At 37.4% G+C, this 21,995-nt stretch carries 22 protein-coding genes; 3 read left to right on the plus strand and 19 right to left on the minus strand.

Translation table 11 applies throughout. The features are described 5' to 3' along the window. Window positions 1-12: 12 nt before the first annotated feature. The 7 genes from oraE to HYG86_RS08080 all read right to left on the minus strand — a co-directional run bounded on the left by oraE (window position 13) and on the right by HYG86_RS08080 (window position 8,176). Window positions 13-2,214, minus strand: coding sequence for a D-ornithine 4,5-aminomutase subunit OraE (oraE, locus tag HYG86_RS08050; protein WP_213168686.1), 2,202 nt, complete (start codon window positions 2,212-2,214; stop codon window positions 13-15). Then, entirely contained in the window at window positions 2,215-2,580 is a 366-nt protein-coding gene (locus HYG86_RS08055; RefSeq protein WP_213168687.1) for an ornithine aminomutase subunit alpha, read from the minus strand. A gap of 3 nt (window positions 2,581-2,583) precedes the next feature. Continuing rightward, the gene (gene ortB / locus HYG86_RS08060; protein ID WP_246451929.1) at window positions 2,584-3,945 is read right to left on the minus strand and encodes a 2-amino-4-oxopentanoate thiolase subunit OrtB; all 1,362 of its coding nucleotides are present in this window, start codon (window positions 3,943-3,945) and stop codon (window positions 2,584-2,586) included. Between the two features lie 34 nt (window positions 3,946-3,979). Next, the gene (ortA, locus tag HYG86_RS08065; RefSeq protein WP_213168690.1) at window positions 3,980-4,294 is read right to left on the minus strand and encodes a 2-amino-4-oxopentanoate thiolase subunit OrtA; all 315 of its coding nucleotides are present in this window, start codon (window positions 4,292-4,294) and stop codon (window positions 3,980-3,982) included. 12 nt (window positions 4,295-4,306) lie between these two features. Beyond that, the gene (ord, locus tag HYG86_RS08070) at window positions 4,307-5,335 is read right to left on the minus strand and encodes a 2,4-diaminopentanoate dehydrogenase (protein ID WP_213168692.1); all 1,029 of its coding nucleotides are present in this window, start codon (window positions 5,333-5,335) and stop codon (window positions 4,307-4,309) included. Between the two features lie 226 nt (window positions 5,336-5,561). After that, complete coding sequence (locus tag HYG86_RS08075) at window positions 5,562-6,947, minus strand: sigma-54 interaction domain-containing protein (RefSeq protein WP_213168695.1); 1,386 nt, start codon at window positions 6,945-6,947, stop codon at window positions 5,562-5,564. A 122-nt stretch (window positions 6,948-7,069) separates the two neighbouring features. After that, the gene (locus tag HYG86_RS08080; protein ID WP_213168697.1) at window positions 7,070-8,176 is read right to left on the minus strand and encodes a GerAB/ArcD/ProY family transporter; all 1,107 of its coding nucleotides are present in this window, start codon (window positions 8,174-8,176) and stop codon (window positions 7,070-7,072) included. Between the two features lie 78 nt (window positions 8,177-8,254). Here HYG86_RS08080 and HYG86_RS08085 point away from each other — a divergent pair, with 78 nt between their 5' ends. From HYG86_RS08085 to HYG86_RS08095, 3 genes are read left to right on the plus strand one after another with little or no spacing between them, the layout of a single operon-like run. Beyond that, entirely contained in the window at window positions 8,255-9,886 is a 1,632-nt protein-coding gene (locus HYG86_RS08085) for a spore germination protein (RefSeq protein WP_213168699.1), read from the plus strand. Window positions 9,887-9,888: 2 nt separating this feature from the next. Next, the gene (locus HYG86_RS08090) at window positions 9,889-11,040 is read left to right on the plus strand and encodes a Ger(x)C family spore germination protein (RefSeq protein ID WP_213168701.1); all 1,152 of its coding nucleotides are present in this window, start codon (window positions 9,889-9,891) and stop codon (window positions 11,038-11,040) included. Next, window positions 11,041-11,265 carry a hypothetical protein gene (locus HYG86_RS08095; protein ID WP_213168703.1) on the plus strand — a complete coding sequence of 75 codons (225 nt, stop codon included), beginning with the start codon at window positions 11,041-11,043 and terminating at the stop codon, window positions 11,263-11,265. Window positions 11,266-11,322: 57 nt separating this feature from the next. Here HYG86_RS08095 and HYG86_RS08100 read toward each other — a convergent pair whose 3' ends face one another. The 12 genes from HYG86_RS08100 to HYG86_RS08155 all read right to left on the minus strand — a co-directional run bounded on the left by HYG86_RS08100 (window position 11,323) and on the right by HYG86_RS08155 (window position 21,992). Then, the gene (locus HYG86_RS08100) at window positions 11,323-12,054 is read right to left on the minus strand and encodes an N-acetylmuramoyl-L-alanine amidase (RefSeq protein ID WP_213168705.1); all 732 of its coding nucleotides are present in this window, start codon (window positions 12,052-12,054) and stop codon (window positions 11,323-11,325) included. Between the two features lie 64 nt (window positions 12,055-12,118). Then, window positions 12,119-14,422, minus strand: a complete 2,304-nt coding sequence (helD, locus tag HYG86_RS08105; protein WP_213168707.1) for an RNA polymerase recycling motor HelD — start codon at window positions 14,420-14,422, stop codon at window positions 12,119-12,121. A 251-nt stretch (window positions 14,423-14,673) separates the two neighbouring features. Next, window positions 14,674-14,934: a hypothetical protein gene (locus HYG86_RS08110; protein WP_213168709.1), complete on the minus strand. Its 261-nt coding sequence runs from the start codon at window positions 14,932-14,934 to the stop codon at window positions 14,674-14,676. A 450-nt stretch (window positions 14,935-15,384) separates the two neighbouring features. Further along, window positions 15,385-16,131, minus strand: coding sequence for a hypothetical protein (locus HYG86_RS08115; RefSeq protein ID WP_213168711.1), 747 nt, complete (start codon window positions 16,129-16,131; stop codon window positions 15,385-15,387). Window positions 16,132-16,354: 223 nt separating this feature from the next. Continuing rightward, window positions 16,355-16,750, minus strand: a complete 396-nt coding sequence (rpsI, locus tag HYG86_RS08120) for a 30S ribosomal protein S9 (RefSeq protein ID WP_213168713.1) — start codon at window positions 16,748-16,750, stop codon at window positions 16,355-16,357. 17 nt (window positions 16,751-16,767) lie between these two features. After that, window positions 16,768-17,208 carry a 50S ribosomal protein L13 gene (gene rplM, locus HYG86_RS08125; protein WP_213168715.1) on the minus strand — a complete coding sequence of 147 codons (441 nt, stop codon included), beginning with the start codon at window positions 17,206-17,208 and terminating at the stop codon, window positions 16,768-16,770. A 130-nt stretch (window positions 17,209-17,338) separates the two neighbouring features. Beyond that, window positions 17,339-18,085 (minus strand): tRNA pseudouridine(38-40) synthase TruA, encoded by a 747-nt coding sequence (truA, locus tag HYG86_RS08130; RefSeq protein WP_213168717.1) that lies wholly within the window; start codon window positions 18,083-18,085, stop codon window positions 17,339-17,341. Between the two features lie 3 nt (window positions 18,086-18,088). Then, window positions 18,089-18,892 carry an energy-coupling factor transporter transmembrane component T family protein gene (locus HYG86_RS08135; RefSeq protein ID WP_213168719.1) on the minus strand — a complete coding sequence of 268 codons (804 nt, stop codon included), beginning with the start codon at window positions 18,890-18,892 and terminating at the stop codon, window positions 18,089-18,091. Continuing rightward, on the minus strand, window positions 18,879-19,748 hold the full coding sequence (locus tag HYG86_RS08140) for an energy-coupling factor transporter ATPase (RefSeq protein WP_213168721.1): 870 nt from the start codon (window positions 19,746-19,748) through the stop codon (window positions 18,879-18,881). Before HYG86_RS08140 ends, HYG86_RS08135 begins: the two co-directional genes overlap by 14 nt. Then, window positions 19,739-20,572, minus strand: a complete 834-nt coding sequence (locus HYG86_RS08145; protein WP_213168723.1) for an energy-coupling factor transporter ATPase — start codon at window positions 20,570-20,572, stop codon at window positions 19,739-19,741. Before HYG86_RS08145 ends, HYG86_RS08140 begins: the two co-directional genes overlap by 10 nt. Before the next feature lie 118 nt (window positions 20,573-20,690). Continuing rightward, window positions 20,691-21,029 carry a 50S ribosomal protein L17 gene (rplQ, locus tag HYG86_RS08150; RefSeq protein WP_213168724.1) on the minus strand — a complete coding sequence of 113 codons (339 nt, stop codon included), beginning with the start codon at window positions 21,027-21,029 and terminating at the stop codon, window positions 20,691-20,693. A 15-nt stretch (window positions 21,030-21,044) separates the two neighbouring features. Next, on the minus strand, window positions 21,045-21,992 hold the full coding sequence (locus HYG86_RS08155; protein ID WP_213168726.1) for a DNA-directed RNA polymerase subunit alpha: 948 nt from the start codon (window positions 21,990-21,992) through the stop codon (window positions 21,045-21,047). Between the last annotated feature and the right edge of the window lie 3 nt (window positions 21,993-21,995).

Here is a 21,995-nt window from a genome sequence, read left to right on the forward strand (position 1 = left end):
CTCCCCCTGATTTTATTTTTTTAATTCTCTTCTTCTTTTTACTAGGAAGCTGGCAACATCTATACCCTTGGTACCTCTACCAAAGCCTGCATCCATACCTTCTTCTACGGCTATATCGTTTGTTACCTGAGTTCCACCTGCGATAAGGATCATCTTGTCTCTGATACCTTTTTCCTCACATAGCTGGTGTAGTCTTTTCATATTGATTCTGTGGATTTCAGCATGGGTTATGATAGTGGAAATCAAGATAGCATCTGCTCCTATTTCAATGGCAGCATCCACTGCTTTAGCTATGGATACAGATGTCCCTAGATAGTGACACTCCACTCCAAACCCTTCTATACCACCATGCTTGATGTCTATGATTTCTCTCATACCCACAGAATGTTCATCTTCACCCACTGTTGCTCCTACTATCTTCATAGGTCTATTCTTTATATCTTCCCTTATCTCTTCTTCTGAAAGCCTTGGTATCCCTTTAGGGATTTTTAGTTCTTTTGGATCGATGGATACGTTTAACCTACCCTTTACCTCGACAAGTGTGCCTTCTGATGGGTGTATGGATTGCTTATGAATAGCTTCCACATCTGTAAGACCCATCTTCTTAGCCATTTCCATGGCAGCGTATTCTGCCACTCTACTTGATGCAGGGATGAAAATGTTCATGCTCACAACCCCGTCTGCATACCACTCAACCTCTGGGGTTAGAAGGCCTGCTTCTCTATGGTCCTCTTTGACAGCCATTCTCTTTTGAGCATTGTCTTCTTCATCTAGTTCGTCAATGTATACGATTTTTCCTGGGTTACAAAGTGTGCAGCCATCTATGGGTTCACAAGGCCTGCTGTACTCCCCAGGTACGTTGTTTTCCCCGAAGTGGTGACAAACTGGTGCAAAGTAATCGCTGTCCCTTTCAAAAATTGTTCCACTACCTATACCTTGATCGGCTTTTCTTACAATACCGTCACCATTTCTTTGTGGATAATAGCCACTATCAACAAAAAAGCCATGTTCAACAGCATTGAAGTAACCACCTTCGGCGATTATTTCTTCTAGGAAAAGAATTGCCCTCTCTTTTAGTTCCCTTGCCTTTTCCCTTAAGGGACCATCTTCTTTTAGCTGTATATAGTCCATAATGCCGTCAAGACCTATGAGAGATTGTTTTGCAGTGTTTACTGCATGAATACTGTTGTAATGCCATGGAACATTTCTGCCCTCATCTGGTGTAATTGTACTTTGGATATCTACCCTTGTTAGCCTTGATATCATTAGGTTAAGGGTATGGCTAACTGTAGCTTCCCTTACACAGCTTTCCATATACTTTGTATTCATTTGTGCCCTCATTTTAAACTCTGAGAAGAAATCTCTAAGGGCTACAGCATATGGTAAGTCTAATGCCATGCATGGTGCTGGTGTTGCAGTGGGAGGTACAGTAGATAAGCTTATATTCTCTTTCTTCATACCTACTTTCGTTGAGAACATGGAGTTTATACCATGTTGCACCATAAGCTCTGGCATTACCTTCCAAGCTTCTCTAGCTGTTGCATTTGCGTTATGGGCTCCATCTATCTGTAGCATATCAACAGATGCCATAAGCTTTTTGGCAACTGCAGCATCCACAAAGGAGCGAAGCATGTTTACATTTCTATAAAGCACGTTATATTGTGGATCTTGATGGGCTCCATTTATTCCTTCTTCAGCAAACAGTACAGCTATGTCTGGCCCTGCCACACCGCTAACGTAGGAGTGTAAATTTATGGGGCGACCTACTTCATCTTCTATCATATCAAGAGCTTTACGGCTAGCTCTGATTTGTTTTCTTGTTATGGGCACACCACCAATCCCCTCTGGTGTCCCTTCTATCAGGCCATCATAATGGCTTTGTCCAGCAGTTCTGATAACCATAATATGATCTGCACCATGCCAAGCTGCCATTCTCATACGACGAATATCGTCTTCAAATCTACCGGAAGCGATTTCAGATGTAACTACACATTCTGGTTGTGGATCGATATCTCCAAAGTATTTAGCTGCAGGTAGGCCTATGCTATTTTTCAGTGGTTCTGAAATTTGCTTATATACAAATGGTCCCATTTGAGTTGGCTCTTCTACCTTTTTACGCCATGTCCAGCCTTTTCTTCTGGGTCTGTAGTTTTCAAGATCTTTAAGTACCTCTTCCACATCTATTTTAGTGTTGATATCTAGTTTTTTAGTCATCTATTTAACACCTCCAAAGATAGCTTTGGCTTCTTCCCATAAATCCTCATTGTCAATAAGCTTTTGACCTGCCTCTTTGTAATCGAGCCCAAGTTTTTCTGCCATTTTAAGTACCACATGTCCCGCACCTTTGCCCATCAAACCATGCTCAATACAACGATCAACTATGACTTTACAATCTAAACTATTAAAACCCATTCTAAGTAGCACACTTCTCTCCACAGCTGGAGACGTATGTGTAGCGGCATTATCTACCATAGGGGTTACAATTTGATCTAATAGATCCCAAAACCTTTGTTTTAGTTGTTCATCTGATAGGTCCTTAAATTTTTCTTTCTTTTCTAAGTAAGTATCAACTCTTTCCATGTCCTATCTCTCCCTTCCTATTAGAAGTTCTTTTATTTTTTCCTCACAGGTATTAAGCTCTTGGGCTAAGAACTCCCAGTCAGTATCATTAAACTTTTCTATGTCAAACTGGCTTTGAACATTTTTTAAGTATGTTCTTTTTAGTTTATCCATAGGGAACTCTGTTACAGAAAGTTGGCTTGGGTGTTCAGGAAGCACTATGGATTTACCTGGAATGCTTTCTTTTGGGTTTCCTACGTATACGTTTATTCCATTTTCCTTTGCAAAGGCTAGCTGTGCATTTAGGTGTTTCCCTGCTCCAGTGTATTCAGTTTCTTGGACAACTATGATTTGATCTTCGTCCATCTCCATGGCTAGAGGGATAGCTGCTGCTAAAGAGGTATTGCCAGCAGGACCCCTTTCTAAGCCTTCTAGTACTGCTAACATTTCAGTTACGTAGAATGCTTCACCTTGGGTTATGGTGACATATCTATCCATGTATCTAAGGGGTCTAGCTGCATTTTTGGGAACGTCTGCCCTATCTGGCCATGTGGCAAATGGCACTCCAAAGCCTGTATGTCCTGTAGTGAAGGATTTTTTGTTAAAGTCGTGATCACTGGCCATATGCAAGCCTTGTAAATCTATGCTTGCACCTATGATTTGAGTTTCTTTACACCCTGCTTTTATTAAGCCTCTTGCAGTACCTGTAAGGTTACCTCCTCCAGCATGGGTTACAACTACCCTGTGGGGCTTTTGTCCTGTTCTTTCATATACCTGCTCTGCTAGCTCTAAGCCCAGTGTCTCTATACCTGCTATTCCAAAGGGTGTGTATAGGGAAGCATTGAAATATCCAGTCTCTTCTAGGGTTCTTAGGAATACGTAGAATAGTTCTGGTCCCACTGAAAGTTGCAGTACCTCACTTCCGTAAGCTTCACATGCTCTGCCTTTTTCCATGATTTCCGGCTGATATACACCTTTACTGTCAAAAGCTTCTTGTACTATTATACTTTCTATACCTTGCATGGCAGCTTGAGAAGCAACTGCTGCCCCATAATTACCACTGGTTGCTGCGATTACACCTTTATACCCATTTTGTTTTGCATGATATACGCTTATGGCTGCACGACGTGCCTTGAAGCTCCCAGATGGGTTAGATGCTTCATCTTTTAGGAAAATCCTCGCCCCTTTACCTTTGGGAGCTAGCTTCCTTACAAGTTTAGTTATGTTTTTAAGCTCGTATAAGGGTGTGTTACCCACCCCTTGCTCCTTTTGTATCTCTCTAATTTTTTCTATGGTGTATCCCCCGTAGGACATCATGTTTTCATAGTCAAAGGCCAGGTCAGTAAGCTGGAATTGGCTATAATCCATACCTATAGCTTTTTTCATAATCTGATTTTTTCTGTCCATTACACCTTGATAGCTATTGTCCATCACAATCACCTGTCTTCATAAAGTTTTTTATACTATCCCTCACCTTAAAAATTTCAGGTACTATATCTCCGAAATCATGGGAATAGCGAGGATTATCACTTGTCAGAGAACCTTCTTGTTCTCTTCCTAGTACTGTTTTGATTTTTACGGTTTCCCCTATCTCACCATCTTCAAGCAAAAAACCCTTTACCTTCATCATTAGTGGTGTTTTTTTAGTATCTTCTGGTATCTGTGGTGCCCTTTGATTTTGAGATAAAACCTCTTTTGTGATTTCTACATATGATCCCTTGGGGACTGTTACCATAATGTTTCACTCCTATTTTAGCATTTTCTTAATATCACCTAGTATTGCAGCTGGTACTGGCAGTTCTGCCATTGTTGTAAGTCCAGGGTCTGCGTTTATTACATTTGCTATTGAGTTTACTGCCATGGCTATTGTACCGATTCCTCCTGGAATTTCGGGCTTTATTGCCATGTTCACATTTGGTGTGCCAAATACGTTTATATAGTCACCGGTGTTAACACCTTCGAGCTCTGGAAGCACTTGTTGAGGATGTTCGAGTTTTATAATTGTTTTTCCATCTTTAATACCATAAGCAATGTGTTTGCAGCCTGCAACCATTCCTGGTTGCACTTCCACATATTTCGTTTTCCTATAAGTGTTTGAGATGATAGGTTCTTTAGTTTCTTTGATTTCATCTAACTCCCAGCCTAGAGCTTTAGTTATTAGACCTAAGGATTCTTGGAAACCCACATGCCCAACGATGTAGCCTTCTTCTATTCCTTTATTGAACTCTTCAACTGTTGTTCCAACACCTTGAGTTTTCATAACAGTTGGTCCAAAGGGAGATAGGTCATTTATTCTAGCTGCTTCTATTTTTTCTACATCCATACATACACCTGTTAAAGCGATAATTAAAGTGTCTAGTACAAAACCTGGGTTTATACCTGTCCCTAGTACTGTTACACCATTTTCTTTGGCTATCTTGTCTATTTCTTCAGCAAGTTCTGGCTCTTGCTGTTGGGGATACGCCATTTCTTCTGCTATACAAATAACGTTCTTTTTATTTTCTAAGGCTAGTTTAATCTGCGGAAATACTTCTTTAGTAAAGGATCCTGTTGCAATGATGACAAGGTCAGCTTCTTTGGACAAAACCCCTTCAGGGTTCTCTTCTATAATTACATCTTTACTTTGGCCTTCGAATATGTCACCTAGTATCTTACCAACCCTGTTAGGGTCTATGTCAATTGCTCCTACAGATGTTATACCTTGCTTTTTAGCAGTTAATTCTGCCATACCTCCACCCATTGCTCCTAATCCCCAGTGAATGACTTTAACAGACATCTCTAATCCGCTCCTTTAATATTTATTTTTCAATATTTATATTTGCAATAATCATGCCACTGTTATTATGTGCAGAACATGGGGAATTAGACAGAATTTGCGGTATTAATGGCAAAAACTCCAATAAAAAAAACACCCTAGTGCAAAATTCTTTGCTTTAGGGTGCAAAATATTTTTCTTTTTTACATGTCAAATACTGCTGTATACCCAAAATTTTAGTACATCCTTAATTAATATTGTATTTCTTTAGTTTGTACTGTAAATTTTGACGGGATATACCCAAAACTTCTGCTGTCTTGGTTATGTTTTTATTAAAGTCATAGTATTTTTCCTTTATAGTGTTTACTTCTAATTGCTCCACTAGTTCAGGAAGGGTTGTGGCTTTAGGTTGTTTTTGAAAGTTTTCTCTCAGATAACGTGGCAATGATTCCATAACTATATAGTTTTCATCAGATAAGAAGTTTATGGCTCCTTCTATAACATGTTGGAGTTCCCTCACGTTGCCTGGCCAGTTATAGCTTAAGAACAATTCATGTACATCCTTTGTAATGCCTATATTGGAAATATTAAACTCTTGTTTATATTTATTGAGAAAGTGTTTAGTTAGTAAGGGTATGTCCCCTCGCCTATCCCTTAGTGGCGGAAGCTCTATATTAACAACAGCAAGACGGTAGTATAAATCCTGTCTTAATATATTATCCTTAACACTTATCACGGGTTCTGAGTTTGTTGTTGCTATGATGCGGACATTTACAGGAATCTCCTTAAGTCCACCTAAGGGTCTTACTTTTCCATCTTGTAATACCCTTAGTAGTTTAGCCTGTAAATCGAATCCCATGGAATTTATCTCATCTAAAAGGAGGGTCCCACCATCTGCTTGCTGCAAAAGCCCTGGACGATCCACAGCGCCTGTGAAGCTTCCCTTTACCGTTCCAAAAATTATACCTTCAAGTAAACTCCCAGGTAGAGCAGCACAGTTTTGGGCTATGAAAGGTTTTTTAGCTCTTTTGCTCCCGTAGTGAATACTTTGGGCAAAAAGCTCTTTACCTGTGCCAGTTTCCCCATATATGAGGACCGATGAATCAGTAAGGGCCGCCCTTTTGCCAAATTCTATTGTCCTTATAAGCCTTTCGCTTTCTCCCACTATATCTTCAAATGTAAAGTTCTTATTTTTAGTTTTTATAGATTCTTTTTTACTAGTTTTAGTGGTATAAAGTTGTTGTTGCAAATCCACTATCTTCTCAGCTAGGTCTTGAAGTCGTGTTACATTTTTTGATATTTCTAACACTCCTACAAATTCGTTGTCACTGTATAAAGGAACTGTAGTGTTAATAGTTGTAATTCTTCTTCCTTTATAGTTTGTATATGATTGAACGTTATCGTAAATTGCCTTTTTCGTCTTTAATACTTTATGTATTGTACTTGTTTCGGGAGTTAAAGATGGAAACATAGCCAGCACATCTTTATACATAACTTGGTAGCCTTCCATTCCTTCCATTTGCGCCATGGTTGGATTATAAAAGATTGTCTCACCATTTGTGTCTACAATATGTATTCCTTCATCTATGGAGTTTAAAATGTTTATAAAATTTTTTCTGATAACTTCATTCATATACCTCACCCCCAATTAGATTATATCTGAATTAGGGGTGTTTGTATATAAAAAAGCAACACCGGAGGCGCTTTTGGATGGAAAGTGTTCAAAAAAATAAACATGTTTTTTTAGATTTAAAACTAGTTTTTCTTATTTTTATCTTTAATCTTTACTGTTATCAATAGAAGTATAGGAACTATAAAAAGAAGGGGTATTGATATAATGAAGTAAGGTACCACTGAGTTCACCACCACATCAAATCTAGGTATACATAGGGGCATGGCAACTGCCAAAAGTACTGCAATGGGTAATGAAGTACTCTTTAATTCTTTTATGTTAAGCAGATTGGATAATATCTGATTTATGACATAATATGTTATAACAAACTTCAAAAAGGTTGTGGCATAAAAAATTGCTAAAAAAATAAAATCCAGTCTTTCTATGAAATCGCCCAATTCAATTACCCTAATTGTACTAAACTGAGGGAAAACCATAACTTTTAGGAAGTCTTCACTAAATGTTCCAACTGTAACAACCCTACTTATGGCTAGTAGTAAAGTCCCAGCAAAAATAGCCAAAAAAGTAGTTTTTAGATACCTGGTCTCCTTTGGGTTGTCTTGAGGAACATATTGATACAAAAAAGCAATGGGTAAAATTTGTGCAAAGGGAAAATTCATGTTTGGGATGGCTCCTGCAATAACGGGTTTTATTCCATCTGCCATGATGGGTAATAAGTTAACAAACTCCTTTTGTTGTAAAGCCAATGCATATAATCCTAGAAACAGAATTGCTAAGATAGGTACTACAAATTCAGAAAATCGAGCTATGGTTTCTAGTCCTAGTTTAACTGCATATATGGAAGGGACTAATAAAAATATCATAAAGACATATCCGGGGGTTTCAGGCATGGTTATTTTCCCAAAATAATATACGTCTGAAAGTACTAATAAACAAAGTATATATAAAAAAAATAAATAGTAAAGGTTAACAAGAATACTTATTGGTTTTGGCCAGTATTCATTTAAAACTTCTGTAACTGACTTACCGGGGTTTAGGGATAGGGGTAGGTAAAGTAGATAGACCACTATATAGCCAATTAAGGAAGCTATAATGAATGAAATCCAAACATTTCTCCCTGCTTCAATGGTTCCTGGCATATACAGTATGGCTGCTCCCCCTAGCTGCCCTACTGTTAAAAAAAATATTTGTCTATAGGATATTATTTTCTTTGGTATATTATTAGACATAAAATCCCACCTTCTTTCCTATTTTGTGATATTTTTCTAAAATAATGCAAAAAATAGGATGAACGGGAGGTGCCTTTATTGAAACCAACCATGTTAAACCTAATTAAGAGAAGTTTATCTAAGTATTTAAAGACTCATAAAGAAAATAAATCATCAGATTCAACAATGTCTGAGGAAGAAGATACAACGGTTTTTACTAATAATTTAGATAGAAATGTAACTATCATAAAGTCAAAACTTAAGGATAGTGATGATGTTGTATATAGGGACTTTCAAATTACAGCAACTGACCCTCCACTAAAGGGAGCTATTATATTTATTGATAGTTTAGTAGATGGGAGAGCCCTAGAATCATCAGTGATACTCCCTTTAACTCAAGGTTTAATGGATGCCCCTCTCCTAGGAAGAACCATTTCCAAGGGTAGTCCACAGCTTTTACTGGAGAGCTTTTTAATAAATTCTAATTTTTCTTATCAATCTACCATAAAAGATGCATTAAACACCATTGTAAGTGGAAATGGCATCTTGTTATTAGAGGGCTTTCCCAAGGCAGTTCAGGTCAGTATTACAAAACCTCCTCCGAAGAACTCAGCAGATCCCAAATCGGAAAAGGTGATAAAAGGTCCTCAACAAGGTTTTGTGGAGGATATTACCGTAAATATATATGCTTTGAGAAAGCGCATCAAGTCACCTAACTTAGCAGTGAAGGAGATAAAGCTAGGGCGGGAAACAGATACACATATAAAGGTTGTATACCTAAAAAATATTGCTGACATGTCCATTGTGGACGAATTGTTTAAAAGACTTAAAAGGATTGATGAAAATGGTTTGTTTGGAGCAGCAACTATAGAGGATTATATATCTGATTCCCCTGTCAACTTGTTTAACACCACTTTTACAACTGAAAGACCCGATCGCGTTCAAGCAATGTTACTTGAAGGACGTATTGCTCTATTTGTTGACGGAACCCCTTTTGTTAACATAGTCCCATCCATTATATCAGACTTTTTTATATCCACAGAGGACTATAATATCAATTATTATTTTGCTACATTCAATAGATTTCTAGGGTATTTTGGCGCTTTCATTGTTTTGTTTCTGCCCCCAGTTTATATTGCTGTGGTCACCTATCATCAAGAAATGATTCCAACTACCCTTGCACTTACAATAGCAGGGACTAGGGCAGGTGTCCCATTTCCTGCCTTTGTGGAGGCCTTATTCATGGAAATAGCCTTCGAGGCCTTGAGAGAGGCCGGCACTCGCTTGCCTACACAGGTTGGGCAGGCTGTTAGCATAGTGGGTGCTTTGATTATTGGTCAAGCAGCGGTGGAAGCGGGCCTTGTCTCTCCTGCTGTAGTTATAGTTGTTGCTACCACAGCGATTTTCTCCTTTGCCATGCCCTACAATAACCTTGTGCTAAGCTTTAGATTATCAAGATTTGCCATTATGATATTAGCTGCTATTTTAGGTATCTATGGTATTATGACAGGTGCTTTGATGATCCTTTTAACCCTAATTTCCCTCAGATCATTCGGAGTTCCTTTCATGACACCCTTTGCTCCTTTGACACCAACGGATATGAAAGATTGGGTTTTTAGGTATCCACAATGGTCAATCAGAAATAGGTCTTCACAGATAGTTAAGGAAAATGTCAAAAAAAAGGCCTCTAATCTTAAGCCTATGCCCCCTGTTAAGAAAGAGGAGGAATAGACATGAAGAAAATTTGTGTGTTGTTAATTATAATTCTAGTAGCTACCACACAGGCCTCGTGCTGGAGTCGACGGGAGATTGAAGATCTAGGCTTTGTCATGGGACTAGGCGTTTGCAGGACAGATGCAGGGCTTTATACCATAACTGTCCAGTTTGCAAACCCCAGTGCCATAGTAGCTGAAAACCCTGACCAAAGATATATATATACCATTATGGAAGGGCATGGGCTCAGTATTTTTGATGCTTTACGTAATTTATCAATGGTTGCAGGTAGGAGGCTATTCCTTTCACATGTGAACGTAATAATTATAGAGGAGTCTTTGGCTAAAGAAGGGATAAAGGATTTTTTAGGTTTTCTTCTTCAAGATATGGAAGTTAGGCTAGAGCAAGAAGTCTTTATTAGTAAAATCCCACCCAAAGAGATTTTAGATACTCCTAATACCTTAGGAGTAATTCCAGCTATGGCTTTGCATTCCATGGCCCTTAACCAAGGAGCAAATTCTAAAATATATGTTGCCGATCTTCACGAAGCTTTGGAGGCTGTCCATAGTCCTGTGAATAACTTTGTTACTAGTTTAGTTGAAATAATTCCGGCACCTACTGAAAATGAAATGGACTTTTTAAACTTGACTGAAATTGCTATTTTTGAACACGATAGACTTATTGGTTATCTCCACCATGAGGACGGTCAGAGCTATAATTTTATAACTAATAATTTTGAAAATGGCGTTATAGTTTTTGAGCGTTCAGAAAAAGAAGATATAATTACCATCGAAGTTTTACAATCAACTACAGATATTGTTCCTAAGTACTCAAACGGCAAAGTGGGCTTTGATATTAGTTTAGATGTTAATGGCAATATAGCTGGGAGGACTATTCAAACAGAACTTAGGGAGCCTGTTATCATAGAAGATGTTAACAATCAGTTTGCTAAGGTTTTATTAGATAAACTAAATAAAAGTATCATAACTGCTCAACAGGATTTTGGAGTGGATTATTATAATCTTAGTGGTCACTTTGCTCGGAAATACCCAAAGGAATTTGCAAATATGAAAGATGATTGGAATAAACACTTTGCAGAAGCGGACATAACAGTGACAGTTAAAACAGAGATTGTCCATTCCGCCCTTGGTACTTTAGGGGGAGATGAATAAATGGATGTTATGCTTATAGTTTTGGTTTTTGTTGTCTTAGTTATTGATTTTTCCACTGTTGATAAAGATGATAAAAACTCAGTTTATTTTTACGGCTTTCTTGTATCACTTATTATTGGTATTGCCCTTATAGACAAGTATAATATACTACCAGTAAGTCCCTTAGAAGCATTAGTAGAACTTATGACACCAGTGACGAGCTGGCTAGAAAATATTTTACAATAAAAGCCCAGTTACTCATGATTGTAGATATCGTGAGTAACTGGGCTTTATTTTTTTATTCTAGTTCAATGGTGGTCTTGATGGATTTTGTTCTAAAAACTGAATTAATCCTTTTGCTATACTCCAGGCAATTGTATATTGGTATTTTTCATCTTGTAGCATTGCCCTTTCACCTGGATTTGATAGGAACCCTGCTTCCACCACCACCCCTATTATCTCTATTTCCCTAGTGAGATAAAAATCTGTGGGTTTAGCTTCCCTTGTGGTCTGAGTATCGTTTTTAAGTTGATTTTGAATTAGTGTACCTAATTGTTCCGATTGTTCCCTGTTACTTTGATAAAATACCTGGGCCCCTGTCCATTTCGGACCAGGTATACTGTTGGCATGTATGCTTATTAGATAATGGGCACCACTTTCTTCTATAATCTGTTTCCTTGCTGCCATATCCTTTTGTTTTTTAGGGCCTGAAGTCTGTAAGAAATCTTCGTCTTCATCCCTTGTTAGCACTACTTCAAATCCATTTAAGAACAGTACTTCCTTTAGCTTAAGTGCTATGGCTAGATTCACATCTTTTTCGTCAAGTTCTTCTAGGGTAACTCCAGGGTCATAGCCCCCATGCCCAGCGTCTACTGCAATAATAAACCTATCCACTGTAGGGTCTGTTGTTACGGGTTCAGCTGTCTTTATGGTATTTGCTGTAACTAATATGGTTGATATAATAAGCACTATGGAAAAACTAACTATGTAAAACCTGTATCTTAGCTTTTTTGCATCAATAAAAAATAGTTTCAAGTTGCTATCCCCTTTCTTTTTTCTTTTAGTAGTTTATGTAGAGAAAGGGGGTTTTATTATGGGTTTATTTAGCAAAAAAATTAATTCCAACTTTGTCTAGCAGAGGGTTTTGTCCGTCCATTGAGTATATATGTACCTCATGTAAGGCACGGGTTAAGGCTACATATAGTAATTTTATATCTAGGCTTGTGTTATAATATCCTTCATCCATATTCACTATAAGTACCGCATCAAACTCTAATCCTTTAGCTAAGTAGGAAGGTACTATTATAGCCCCTGCTTCATAACTCTCTTGTTTTTCGTCCAATAGCCTGGCTTGGACCTTTTTACCCTTATCGAGATATCTTTTTATCCTTAGCCCTTCAGATCTGTTTTTGCAAATCACAGCTATGGACTTATATTTCACTACTAGGTTCCCTATTTTATCTTCAATATCAGCTAATAGCTTTATATCATCTTTGTAACTTTTGTAAGAGGGTTTATCTCCGTGTCTTATTACTGGCTCTGCTAACACTGTACCTTCATTTTTCAGGTTCTTTATCACTTCATTTGCTAGTTCCATAATCTCTATGGTTGTCCTATAACTTTGTTTGAGGGTTATATAATTTGATTGTCTAGTTGTAAAAACCTTATCCATGACATCCTGCCAGTTTTCGGTGCCACGGTAGGAGTGTATTCCTTGGGATATATCCCCTAGGATTGTTATTTTTTCGGTGTTTAGAATCTCTTTTATCACATAGAATTGAAATAAACTAAAGTCTTGTGCCTCATCTATAACAACACTTTGAATGGTTATTTTATCTTTAAACCCATATAAAAGATGTTTGAGGTATACCAGTGGTGCGTAATCCTCAAGCTCTATGGTTTTACTATACTGCAATTTCTCATTGTGGCTACAAAAGTCTTCTAGTCGTTGTTGATCCAGCTCTTGTTCACTAAATTCACCTAGTATCTTAGTATTTGTCATGACATGCCAGTAAAAGTCGTATAGTTCAACCTTGGGAAATTCATCAATGTATTTTTTTACTAGGGTTTTACTATCTGCTTTAATTTGTTCTAGCTTTTTATCCCGTTCATCAAATACTGGAACTATATGCTTTTGCCTCTCCAGTGGGTCTGGATATTTACTTCTTATGGAGTCGATTTTGTATGTGTAATAATCTTCCGTTTGTTTTAGCACATCTTCTTTTACCACTTTTAGTTTAGCCCTTAGTACAAGTTTAAGTTGTTCAAATCTTTTGTATAGGGGCAGGAATTTATAGTCCTTTAAGATATAGTTAGCAACTTCTCTTCTGGACACTATAACTTTGTCTTCTAGCTTGAAATCCTTTTTAGGTATAGATAGGCGTTCGACCTTTGCAACATAACCATCAATAATATTTTTTAGTTCTAAAGATCCCTTAAATTTACAACTCCATATTATTTTGTCTTTAGCTTGCTGATCTTTTTGTTGATCCATAAGATCTATTAGCTTTTCAGTGGTATCCCGAAGCTTTTGTTTTTTACCCAGGCCCAGTAGCTCATTCATGAACTCTATATATGTGGTCTGTTTTACTTTTTCCACACCTAACTCTGGAAGAACTTCAGATATATAGTTAATAAACATTTTATTTGGTGCAATTATCATGAAGTTTTCTGGATCAAAGGTCTTTTCGTATGTGTATATAAAGTATGCTATACGGTGCAAGGCTATGGTGGTTTTGCCACTACCGGCTACCCCTTGTACTATGAGGGGCACGTGCATGTCCGCTCTGATTACTTTATTTTGTTCTGCTTGGATTGTAGATGCTATGTCTTTTAGCCTTTTTTCTGCACTACTCTTGAGGGCCGATTGTAGTAGTGGGTCATTTGCTGCTATGTCTATGTCTATGATGTCTTGAATTTTTCCTTCATCTATGATGAACTGACGCTTTAGAAATAGTTCTCCCTGCTCCTGGCCTTCCACAGATGTATAGCTTGTCTTGCCTAGCTTTCCTTCGTAGTAAACAGAGGCTACAGGTGCCCTCCAGTCAACGATTAGTTGTTCGTTATCCTCTGCCTTTATTAAGGATGCTTTACCTATGTAAAGTTCCTCTTTCTTTAGGCTACCTTCACCTTGAAAGTCTATTCTAGCAAAGTATGGCTTATCTTTAACTTTGTTAAGGCTTGTATAGTTTTTCTCAGCCATTTCCATAAACCTTGTGTTTAGTATGATGTTTATGTAGCTATCAGAGCTATCTAAGTAGTCTAGGTTTGCAAAGGCTTCCCTCATACTACCTTTATACTTGTTAAGGTATACGTCTGTTATTTCAATGGTTTTGTTAAGATAGCCCTTCACATACTCTAAATGTTTAGCTTCACTATTAAAGTCAGGATGCTTATTGGACAATATATTACCTCCCTTTTAAAGTTTTAAAGCTAACTTCCGATCACCTTCTTGAGTCACGTTTTTATATTATACCTAAAGAAGGGAGAAAAATAAAGTATTTTTTGAAGTCATTATACTTTTAAGAAATGAACCAATAACCAAACAAGAAAAGAAAATTGGGATTTAATGTATGGTCTGGGTGGCAGCCGAAGGAAAATAAGAAATTTATATATTCTCTACAACTAAATAAAACTCCCCGTAGGGAGTTAATTTTAGTTTTTCACTAGTTTATCCAGAGCCTCATGACGATTATTGTTTAATATTTTAGGTGGATTGTTATAGATTTCTAATAGCTCTTTATGGTTTTGATAGCTAATCAGCAACCCTAGAACTGAACAATGCATCACTAGCAAATACGATACTATGGACTTAAATTCACCAATACTGAAAGAACGGGTACTGAGGAGCAGTCCACCTACAATTGCTATTCCAAATATTTCTAGATAATCCTTTTGTATCATTCTTTTTGACATAAAGTACACAATTATATAATATGCCAAGTATACCGCACTTAAAACATAGGGTTTCTGAACTAAGAGACTCACTAAAATAAATGTGCTAAATATAACACCAACCATAAAAAAAGCAATGGTGTAAATATGCCCCCCTAATTCATTTTTTATTTTACTCCAGTTCCATACTTCATAATTTCCTCGTAAGTTAATTACTTTGTTCCGAAATGCCCTGATGTGGAAAATACGGAATAAAATGAAAAGATAGAAAAAAAGATAGAAAAATAAAAATCTGCTGGTTTCTAATAAAAATGCTCCTGTAATAATTGCTACCAGTAAATATGTTATCCAAATACTTACGTGAACTATCAAGAACTTTTTCTTACTCTCCATCTTAACCTCCTAATCTACATAAACTTTGGTCTTATGTTAATAAATTTTAGGTAAGGTGCAAAGATTTGTTTAGTTTGCTTAATTGGCTCCTAAAATGGTATAGCTCCAGCTGCTATTAGGTGTCATACCACTAGAAATTCCGTAAGCTTGCTGCTTATGATATACCACTTTCTCAGCAGTAGCGTAAGAAAAAGTTAATCCCATAAAATTAACTACTGCCATTATAGCTACAATCAATGCAGGAATGCTTCCCCCTGTAGCAAATGTTAGAACTAAAAAAGAAACGGATAGCAATAGTGAAGGCGGTAGATAGTTAAGTGCCTTTTGATATTCGTCAACATGGTGTTTAAAACCAGACTGATTAAAAAATAGTGTATTATTTTGTCCTGTGTGAAAGCTTATAGTTCCTGCACGTCTTTGATTTGTATTACCATTGGTCGCTTCAATGTAAGCACTATGAGTATATTGAACATACCTAAGACCAGGCATCCCCCTTCTGGCTACCTCGGTTCCTCCAGAGCCTCCAGGATCTGGAATATTGTTTGGTGTAAGTAAATCATTCTCCATTTTGTAATTATTCATGTAACTATCCATATTTAGAATTTCACTGTCATAATTAAAATTGAAAATTTCTTTTTCGCCATTGTTTAGATTTGTAACTTCAATTGAGCTAAAATTACCAATCTCCCCATTGATTATTACCTCATAGTGTTCCCCGTTATATTCAAGATATTCTATAGATTGACTTACTTTAGCATATCCGAGACTTGTCAGAGATATGTTAAGAATAAACACTGTTAAAACAATTAAAACTAGCTTCTTCATTTTCATTTACCCCTTATAGTTATACTCCACACCTTACTTACATTAAGTATAACAGTTATTTATAATTTCACAAGGCCTTTATTACATTTTTATTACATTTCATCTCTTACCTACCGTGTTATAGTACATTAGCTTCCTATGTAATTTATATATGACTGTAAGGTTAAATTTTATACAACAAAAAACTCCTGCCAGTGGAGGCAGGAGTTTTTTGTCGTAAATATTATCTTTTTGAGAACTGAGGAGCACGACGTGCTTTTTTCAATCCGTATTTCTTTCTTTCGGTCATTCTTGGATCCCTTGTTAGGAAACCAGCTTTCTTAAGTGCAGGTCTTGTACCGATATCTGCTTTAAGAAGTGCTCTTGAAATACCGTGACGGATAGCACCAGCTTGACCTGATACACCACCACCAAATACGTTTACTAAAACGTCGAATTGACCTAGGGTTTTAGTAAGTTCAAGTGGTTGCTTTACTATAAGTTTTAGAGTTTCTAAACCACCGAAGTAGTTATCGATATCTCTTTTGTTAATAATAATATTACCTTCACCAGGGATTAGACGAACCCTAGCTACTGATTTCTTACGACGACCAGTTCCTATGTTAGCTGTTTGAGCCATTTTTACGTCCCCCTTTCTTAGTAGCCTCTTGGTTGCCACATTTCAGGCATTTGAGCTTCGTGACCGTGGTCAGATCCTTTGTAAACACGAAGTTTCTTAAGCATAGCTCTACCTAATTTGTTATGTGGTAGCATACCTTTTACTGCGATATAAAGAGCTCTTTCAGGCTTATCTCTCATCATAACATCATAAGTTGTTTCTTTAAGACCACCTGGATATAAAGAGTGTCTGTAGTGTATTTTTTGAGTTAGTTTGTTACCAGTTAAAACTGCTTTTTCTGCATTGATGATAATTACATGATCACCAGTATCAACGTTTGGTGTATAGATTGCTTTATGTTTACCCCTTAGGATTGATGCAACTTCACTTGCCAATCTACCTAGGGTTTTACCTTCAGCGTCGACAACGTACCACTTTCTTTCAATTTCGTTAGCTTTTGCTAGGAAAGTTGTCCGCATGGAATGTCCCTCCTTGTATTTTCCTTTAGTTTGTAGTTTTGAGAATCCGGGGCTCTTCGGCTTTCTCACACTCTAAATAATTTTATTATACTTGTCCCCTAATGTCAAGTAAAAACCCTTAACTTCTCCATTAATAATAGATTTTTTCTAAGATTAAGCCCTTAGCTGGGGCAGTGGGTCCTGCCTTCATCCTATCTTTTGCCTCTATTATATCTTTTATGGCTTCAGGGGATATTTTTCCCATTCCCACATGGATTAAGGTTCCTACTATTATTCTAACCATATTATACAGAAATCCATTACCCTCAACCTGAATTTTTATATATTGATCATCTAAAGTAAGGTCAAACCTTGTTATGGTTCTTACAGTGGTTTTTGTTGCTCCCTGCGACCCCTTAAAACTTGAAAAATCATGAGTTCCAATTAAGTATTTGCTAGCTATTACCATCTTCTCAAAGTCTAACTTCTTATGAACATGGTATGAAAAGCTATTAGTTAATGGTCGATTTGCGATTGCGTTATCTATTAAATAACTATATAACTTCCCCTTAGCGTGGTATCTGGCATGGAAGTCCAGATACATACTTTCACTTTCTAGTACCCGTATATCATAGGGTAGGTGAGCATTTAAAGCAAGTACAAGACGCCTCTGTTCAGTAAATTTGTTACTACTGTGAATGAAGTTCACAACTTGACCATTAGCATGAACTCCTGAGTCTGTTCTACTACATAGTATTGTTTTGATCTCTTCATTGAATAGGCTGGATAGGACCTTGTCTAAGTGATACTGAACTGTAGGGTCTTGGCTTTTTGTCTGAATCTGAAAGCCACAGTAGTTAGTTCCTTGGTATGCTAGTACTAATTTTGTGTTAAACATAGTCTAGATACCAGTGAATATTACAGCTATAAGTAGCAGTGTTACTCCTGCAAGTGAGTAGTAATCTTTTATGGTGGCTTTCAATATTTTCATCCTAGTACGTCCTTCTCCACCCCTATAGCATCTTGATTCCATGGCCATAGCCAACTCATCTGCACGCCTAAAGGCACTGACGAAAAGGGGGACTAAAAGAGGAATTAAAGATTTTGCCCTCTGGAACAAGTTGCCTGATTCAAAGTCTGCTCCCCTTGCCATCTGAGCTTTCATGATTTTATCGGTTTCTTCCAAAAGGGTTGGAATAAACCTTAGAGCTATGGTCATCATCATTGCCAGCTCGTGGGCAGGTACCCCTATTCTTTTAAATGGAGAGAGAAGTGCTTCTATGGCATCAGTAAGAGCTATGGGTGATGTGGTTAAAGTTAGCAAAGATGTATTCATAACTAGTAAGGCAAGTCTTGAGGCCATAAATACACCTTGCCTAACTCCAAAACGTTCGATGGTTATTGGTCCTAGTGTTATTAGTACCCCATTGCCCTTTGTAAAGAACACATGTAAAAACAGGGTAAATGCGATGAGAAACCAAAGGGGCTTTAAACCTCTTATTATGGTCTTAATTGGTATGCCAGATATTTTCACAGTAACAAATAGTAAAATCAGCATTAAAATATAACCGTAGAAGGTCTGAACGAAGAACAGAGTTACAATTAGTAGTATGGTTACCAAGATTTTTATACGTGGATCTAGGTTATGGATATATGAGTCCCCAGGTAGGTATTGACCGATTGTTATTCCTTTAAGTAGAGACATTTTTTTGCCCCCTTAGGATTTTTTTAAGCTCTTTTTTGCCATCTGATATTTTATAAACATTGCTGTTTACATCCATATCTTTTGCCTTGAGTTTAATCATCAGCTCTGTTACTTGTGGGACCCCTAAACCTATTTTCACTAGTTCATCTCGCTTAGAGAATACTTCCTCAGGTTTGCCATCTACAAAAACTTTACCGTTATCCATTACTATTATTCTATCCACTAATTCTGCAATTTCTTCCATGGAGTGGGATACCAAAATTATTGTTATATCCAATTCTTTGTGAAGGGTTCTAAGCTTACTTAAGATATCATCCCGAGACCTTGGGTCTAGTCCTGCAGTTGGCTCATCTAAAATAAGATACTTTGGTTCCATTGCAAGGACCCCTGCTATGGCAACTCTACGCATCTGACCTCCACTTAATTCAAAGGGAGAACGTTCCTTTAAATCTTCATAGCTAAGGTTAACCCAATCTAGGGATTTTTTCACTTTATCTAAGGTCTCAATTGGGCTATAGCCTATATTTTTAGGGCCAAATGCCACATCTAGCTCCACTGTCTCTTCAAATAGCTGATGCTCGGGATACTGAAAGACTAGGCCCACTTTACGTCGTATGTCCCTAAGCTTTACATTCTTTTCACCAATTGTAAGCCCATCTACAGAAATTTTACCTGAAGTTGATTTAAGTAAGCCGTTTAGATGCTGTATAAGGGTTGATTTACCCGAACCTGTATGACCAATGACACCTATAAACTCACCTTCGTTAATGGTTAAGTTAATATCCTCTAAGGCTTTAACTTCAAAGGGAGTGTCTGGGGAGTATACATGATATAGTTTTTCTATTTTCACTGGCATAAATATTTCACCAACTCATCCATGGATACAATTTCAGTGGGGATATTATATCCTTCTTTATTTAGGTCATAGATTAGTTCTGTAACTACAGGTACATCAAGTCCTAAGCTTCTTAGTGTATCAACTTCTTTGAATATCTCTTTAGGTGTGCCCTCCATCACAATACTACCTGCTTCCATTACTAATACACGGTCAGCTAGGGCAGCTTCTTCCATATGATGGGTTATGTGTACTACTGTTATACCTTGTTCTTTGTTTAACCCATGGATTGTTTCCATCACTTCTTTACGGCCCTGTGGGTCAAGCATGGCTGTAGGCTCATCTAAACAGATACATTTTGGTAGCATGGCTAATATACCCGCTATGGCTATCCTTTGCTTTTGACCGCCAGATAGTAAGTGAGGTGGGTGTTTCCTGTATTTTTCCATGGCAACCAATTTGAGTGATTCGTCAACACGATCTATAATTGTCTGTTGACTAAGTCCAAGGTTTTCCGGACCAAAGGCAACATCTTCTTCTACAATTGTGGCGATAATTTGATTGTCAGGGTTTTGAAAGACCAGACCTACGGTTTGCCTTGCTCTATAGTAGTCATCTTCATTTTTAAGATCATGACCATCTACTATAATCTCTCCTGATGCTGGCTCAAGTAACCCGTTAAAGTGTTTTGCTAAGGTTGACTTACCAGAACCGTTGTGGCCGATTATAACTACGAATTCACCCTTTTCAATAGAAAGGTTTATCCCTTTTAGAGCGGTAAGCTGATTTTCTTTTCCTTGGTTATAGTAGTGGTATAAGTCTTTCACTTCTATTAGTTTTTTCACGTAATTACCTCCCTCTCATAGGGAATGGTTCATTTTAAAAAAGACAGGCATAAACAGTTATCGGTTATAACCGTCATGCGATTATAACCGTTAACTGCCCCATGTCCTGTCATACTTACTAAACTAGCTCGATAATAGCTTGTGGAGCTCCGTCTCCTCTACGAGGGCCAGTTTTCATTATTCTGGTGTAACCACCATTTCTATCAGCGTATTTAGGTGCAACTTCTTCGAAAAGTTTAGTTACAACTGACTCTTCTAAAATATAAGCTAATGCTTGTCTTCTAGCATGAAGATCTCCTCTTTTACCAAGAGTAATCATCTTCTCTACTACTGGACGAATTGATTTAGCTTTTGCTTCAGTTGTTTCTATTCTGCCTTCTTTCAGTAAAGAGGTTGCTAAGCTTCTTAATAGCGCTCTTCTTTGGTTAGTCGGGCGTCCAAATTTGCGTAAAACCATTTTGTATCCCCTCCTTTACTCGTCTTCTTTCCTAAGGGATAGTCCCAATTCTTCTAGCTTTTGAATAACTTCTTCTAAGGACTTTCTACCAAGGTTTCTTACCTTCATCATATCAGCTTCTGATTTTTGAGTAAGTTCTTCAACATAGTTGATACCAGCTCTCTTCAGACAGTTATATGATCTTACAGAGAAGTCTAGCTCCTCTATGGTCATTTGGTAGACTTTTTCCTTTTCGTCTTCTTCTTTTTCAACCATTACTTCAATATCACTGACAGTATGGGTTAAATCTATAAACAGTTCTAGATGTTCATTCATAATTTTTGCAGCTAGGCTGATTGCTTCGTCTGGTCTTATACTACCATCAGTTGTTACTTGCAAGATTAGTTTGTCAAAGTTTGTGATTTGACCAACCCTTGTATCAGTAACAGTGTATTGTACCCTCCTGATTGGAGTAAAGATTGAGTCAACAGCAATTACACCGATGGGGTGATCTTGAGATTTGTTTTTCTCTGCACCCACATAACCTCTACCTGGGGATATGTTAATATCCATAGATAGTTTGCTGCCAGCTGCAACATGAGCGATAACTTGCTCGGGGTTAAGGATTTCCACATCGCTATCTGGAGTGATATCTCCGGCGGTGGCAACACCTTGACCTTCAAAGTCAAGTCTTAAGGTTTTAGCTTGCTGGTTATGAATCTTTATTGCTAGTTGTTTTAGATTCAGGATAATTTCCGTGGTGTCTTCTTTAACACCAGGGATTGTGGAGAATTCATGTAGTACTCCATCTATTTTGACACTGGTGACAGCAGCGCCAGGAAGTGAAGATATAAGAATTCTTCTTAGGGAGTTACCTAAAGTGTTACCGTATCCTCTTTCAAGGGGTTCCACTACGAACTCACCATATGTGTTATCATCTGACATTTTAATACAATCGATTTTGGGTTTTTCAATCTCTATCAAAGT

It is taken from the genome of Alkalicella caledoniensis (assembly GCF_014467015.1).
Lineage (GTDB): Bacteria > Bacillota > Proteinivoracia > Proteinivoracales > Proteinivoracaceae > Alkalicella > Alkalicella caledoniensis.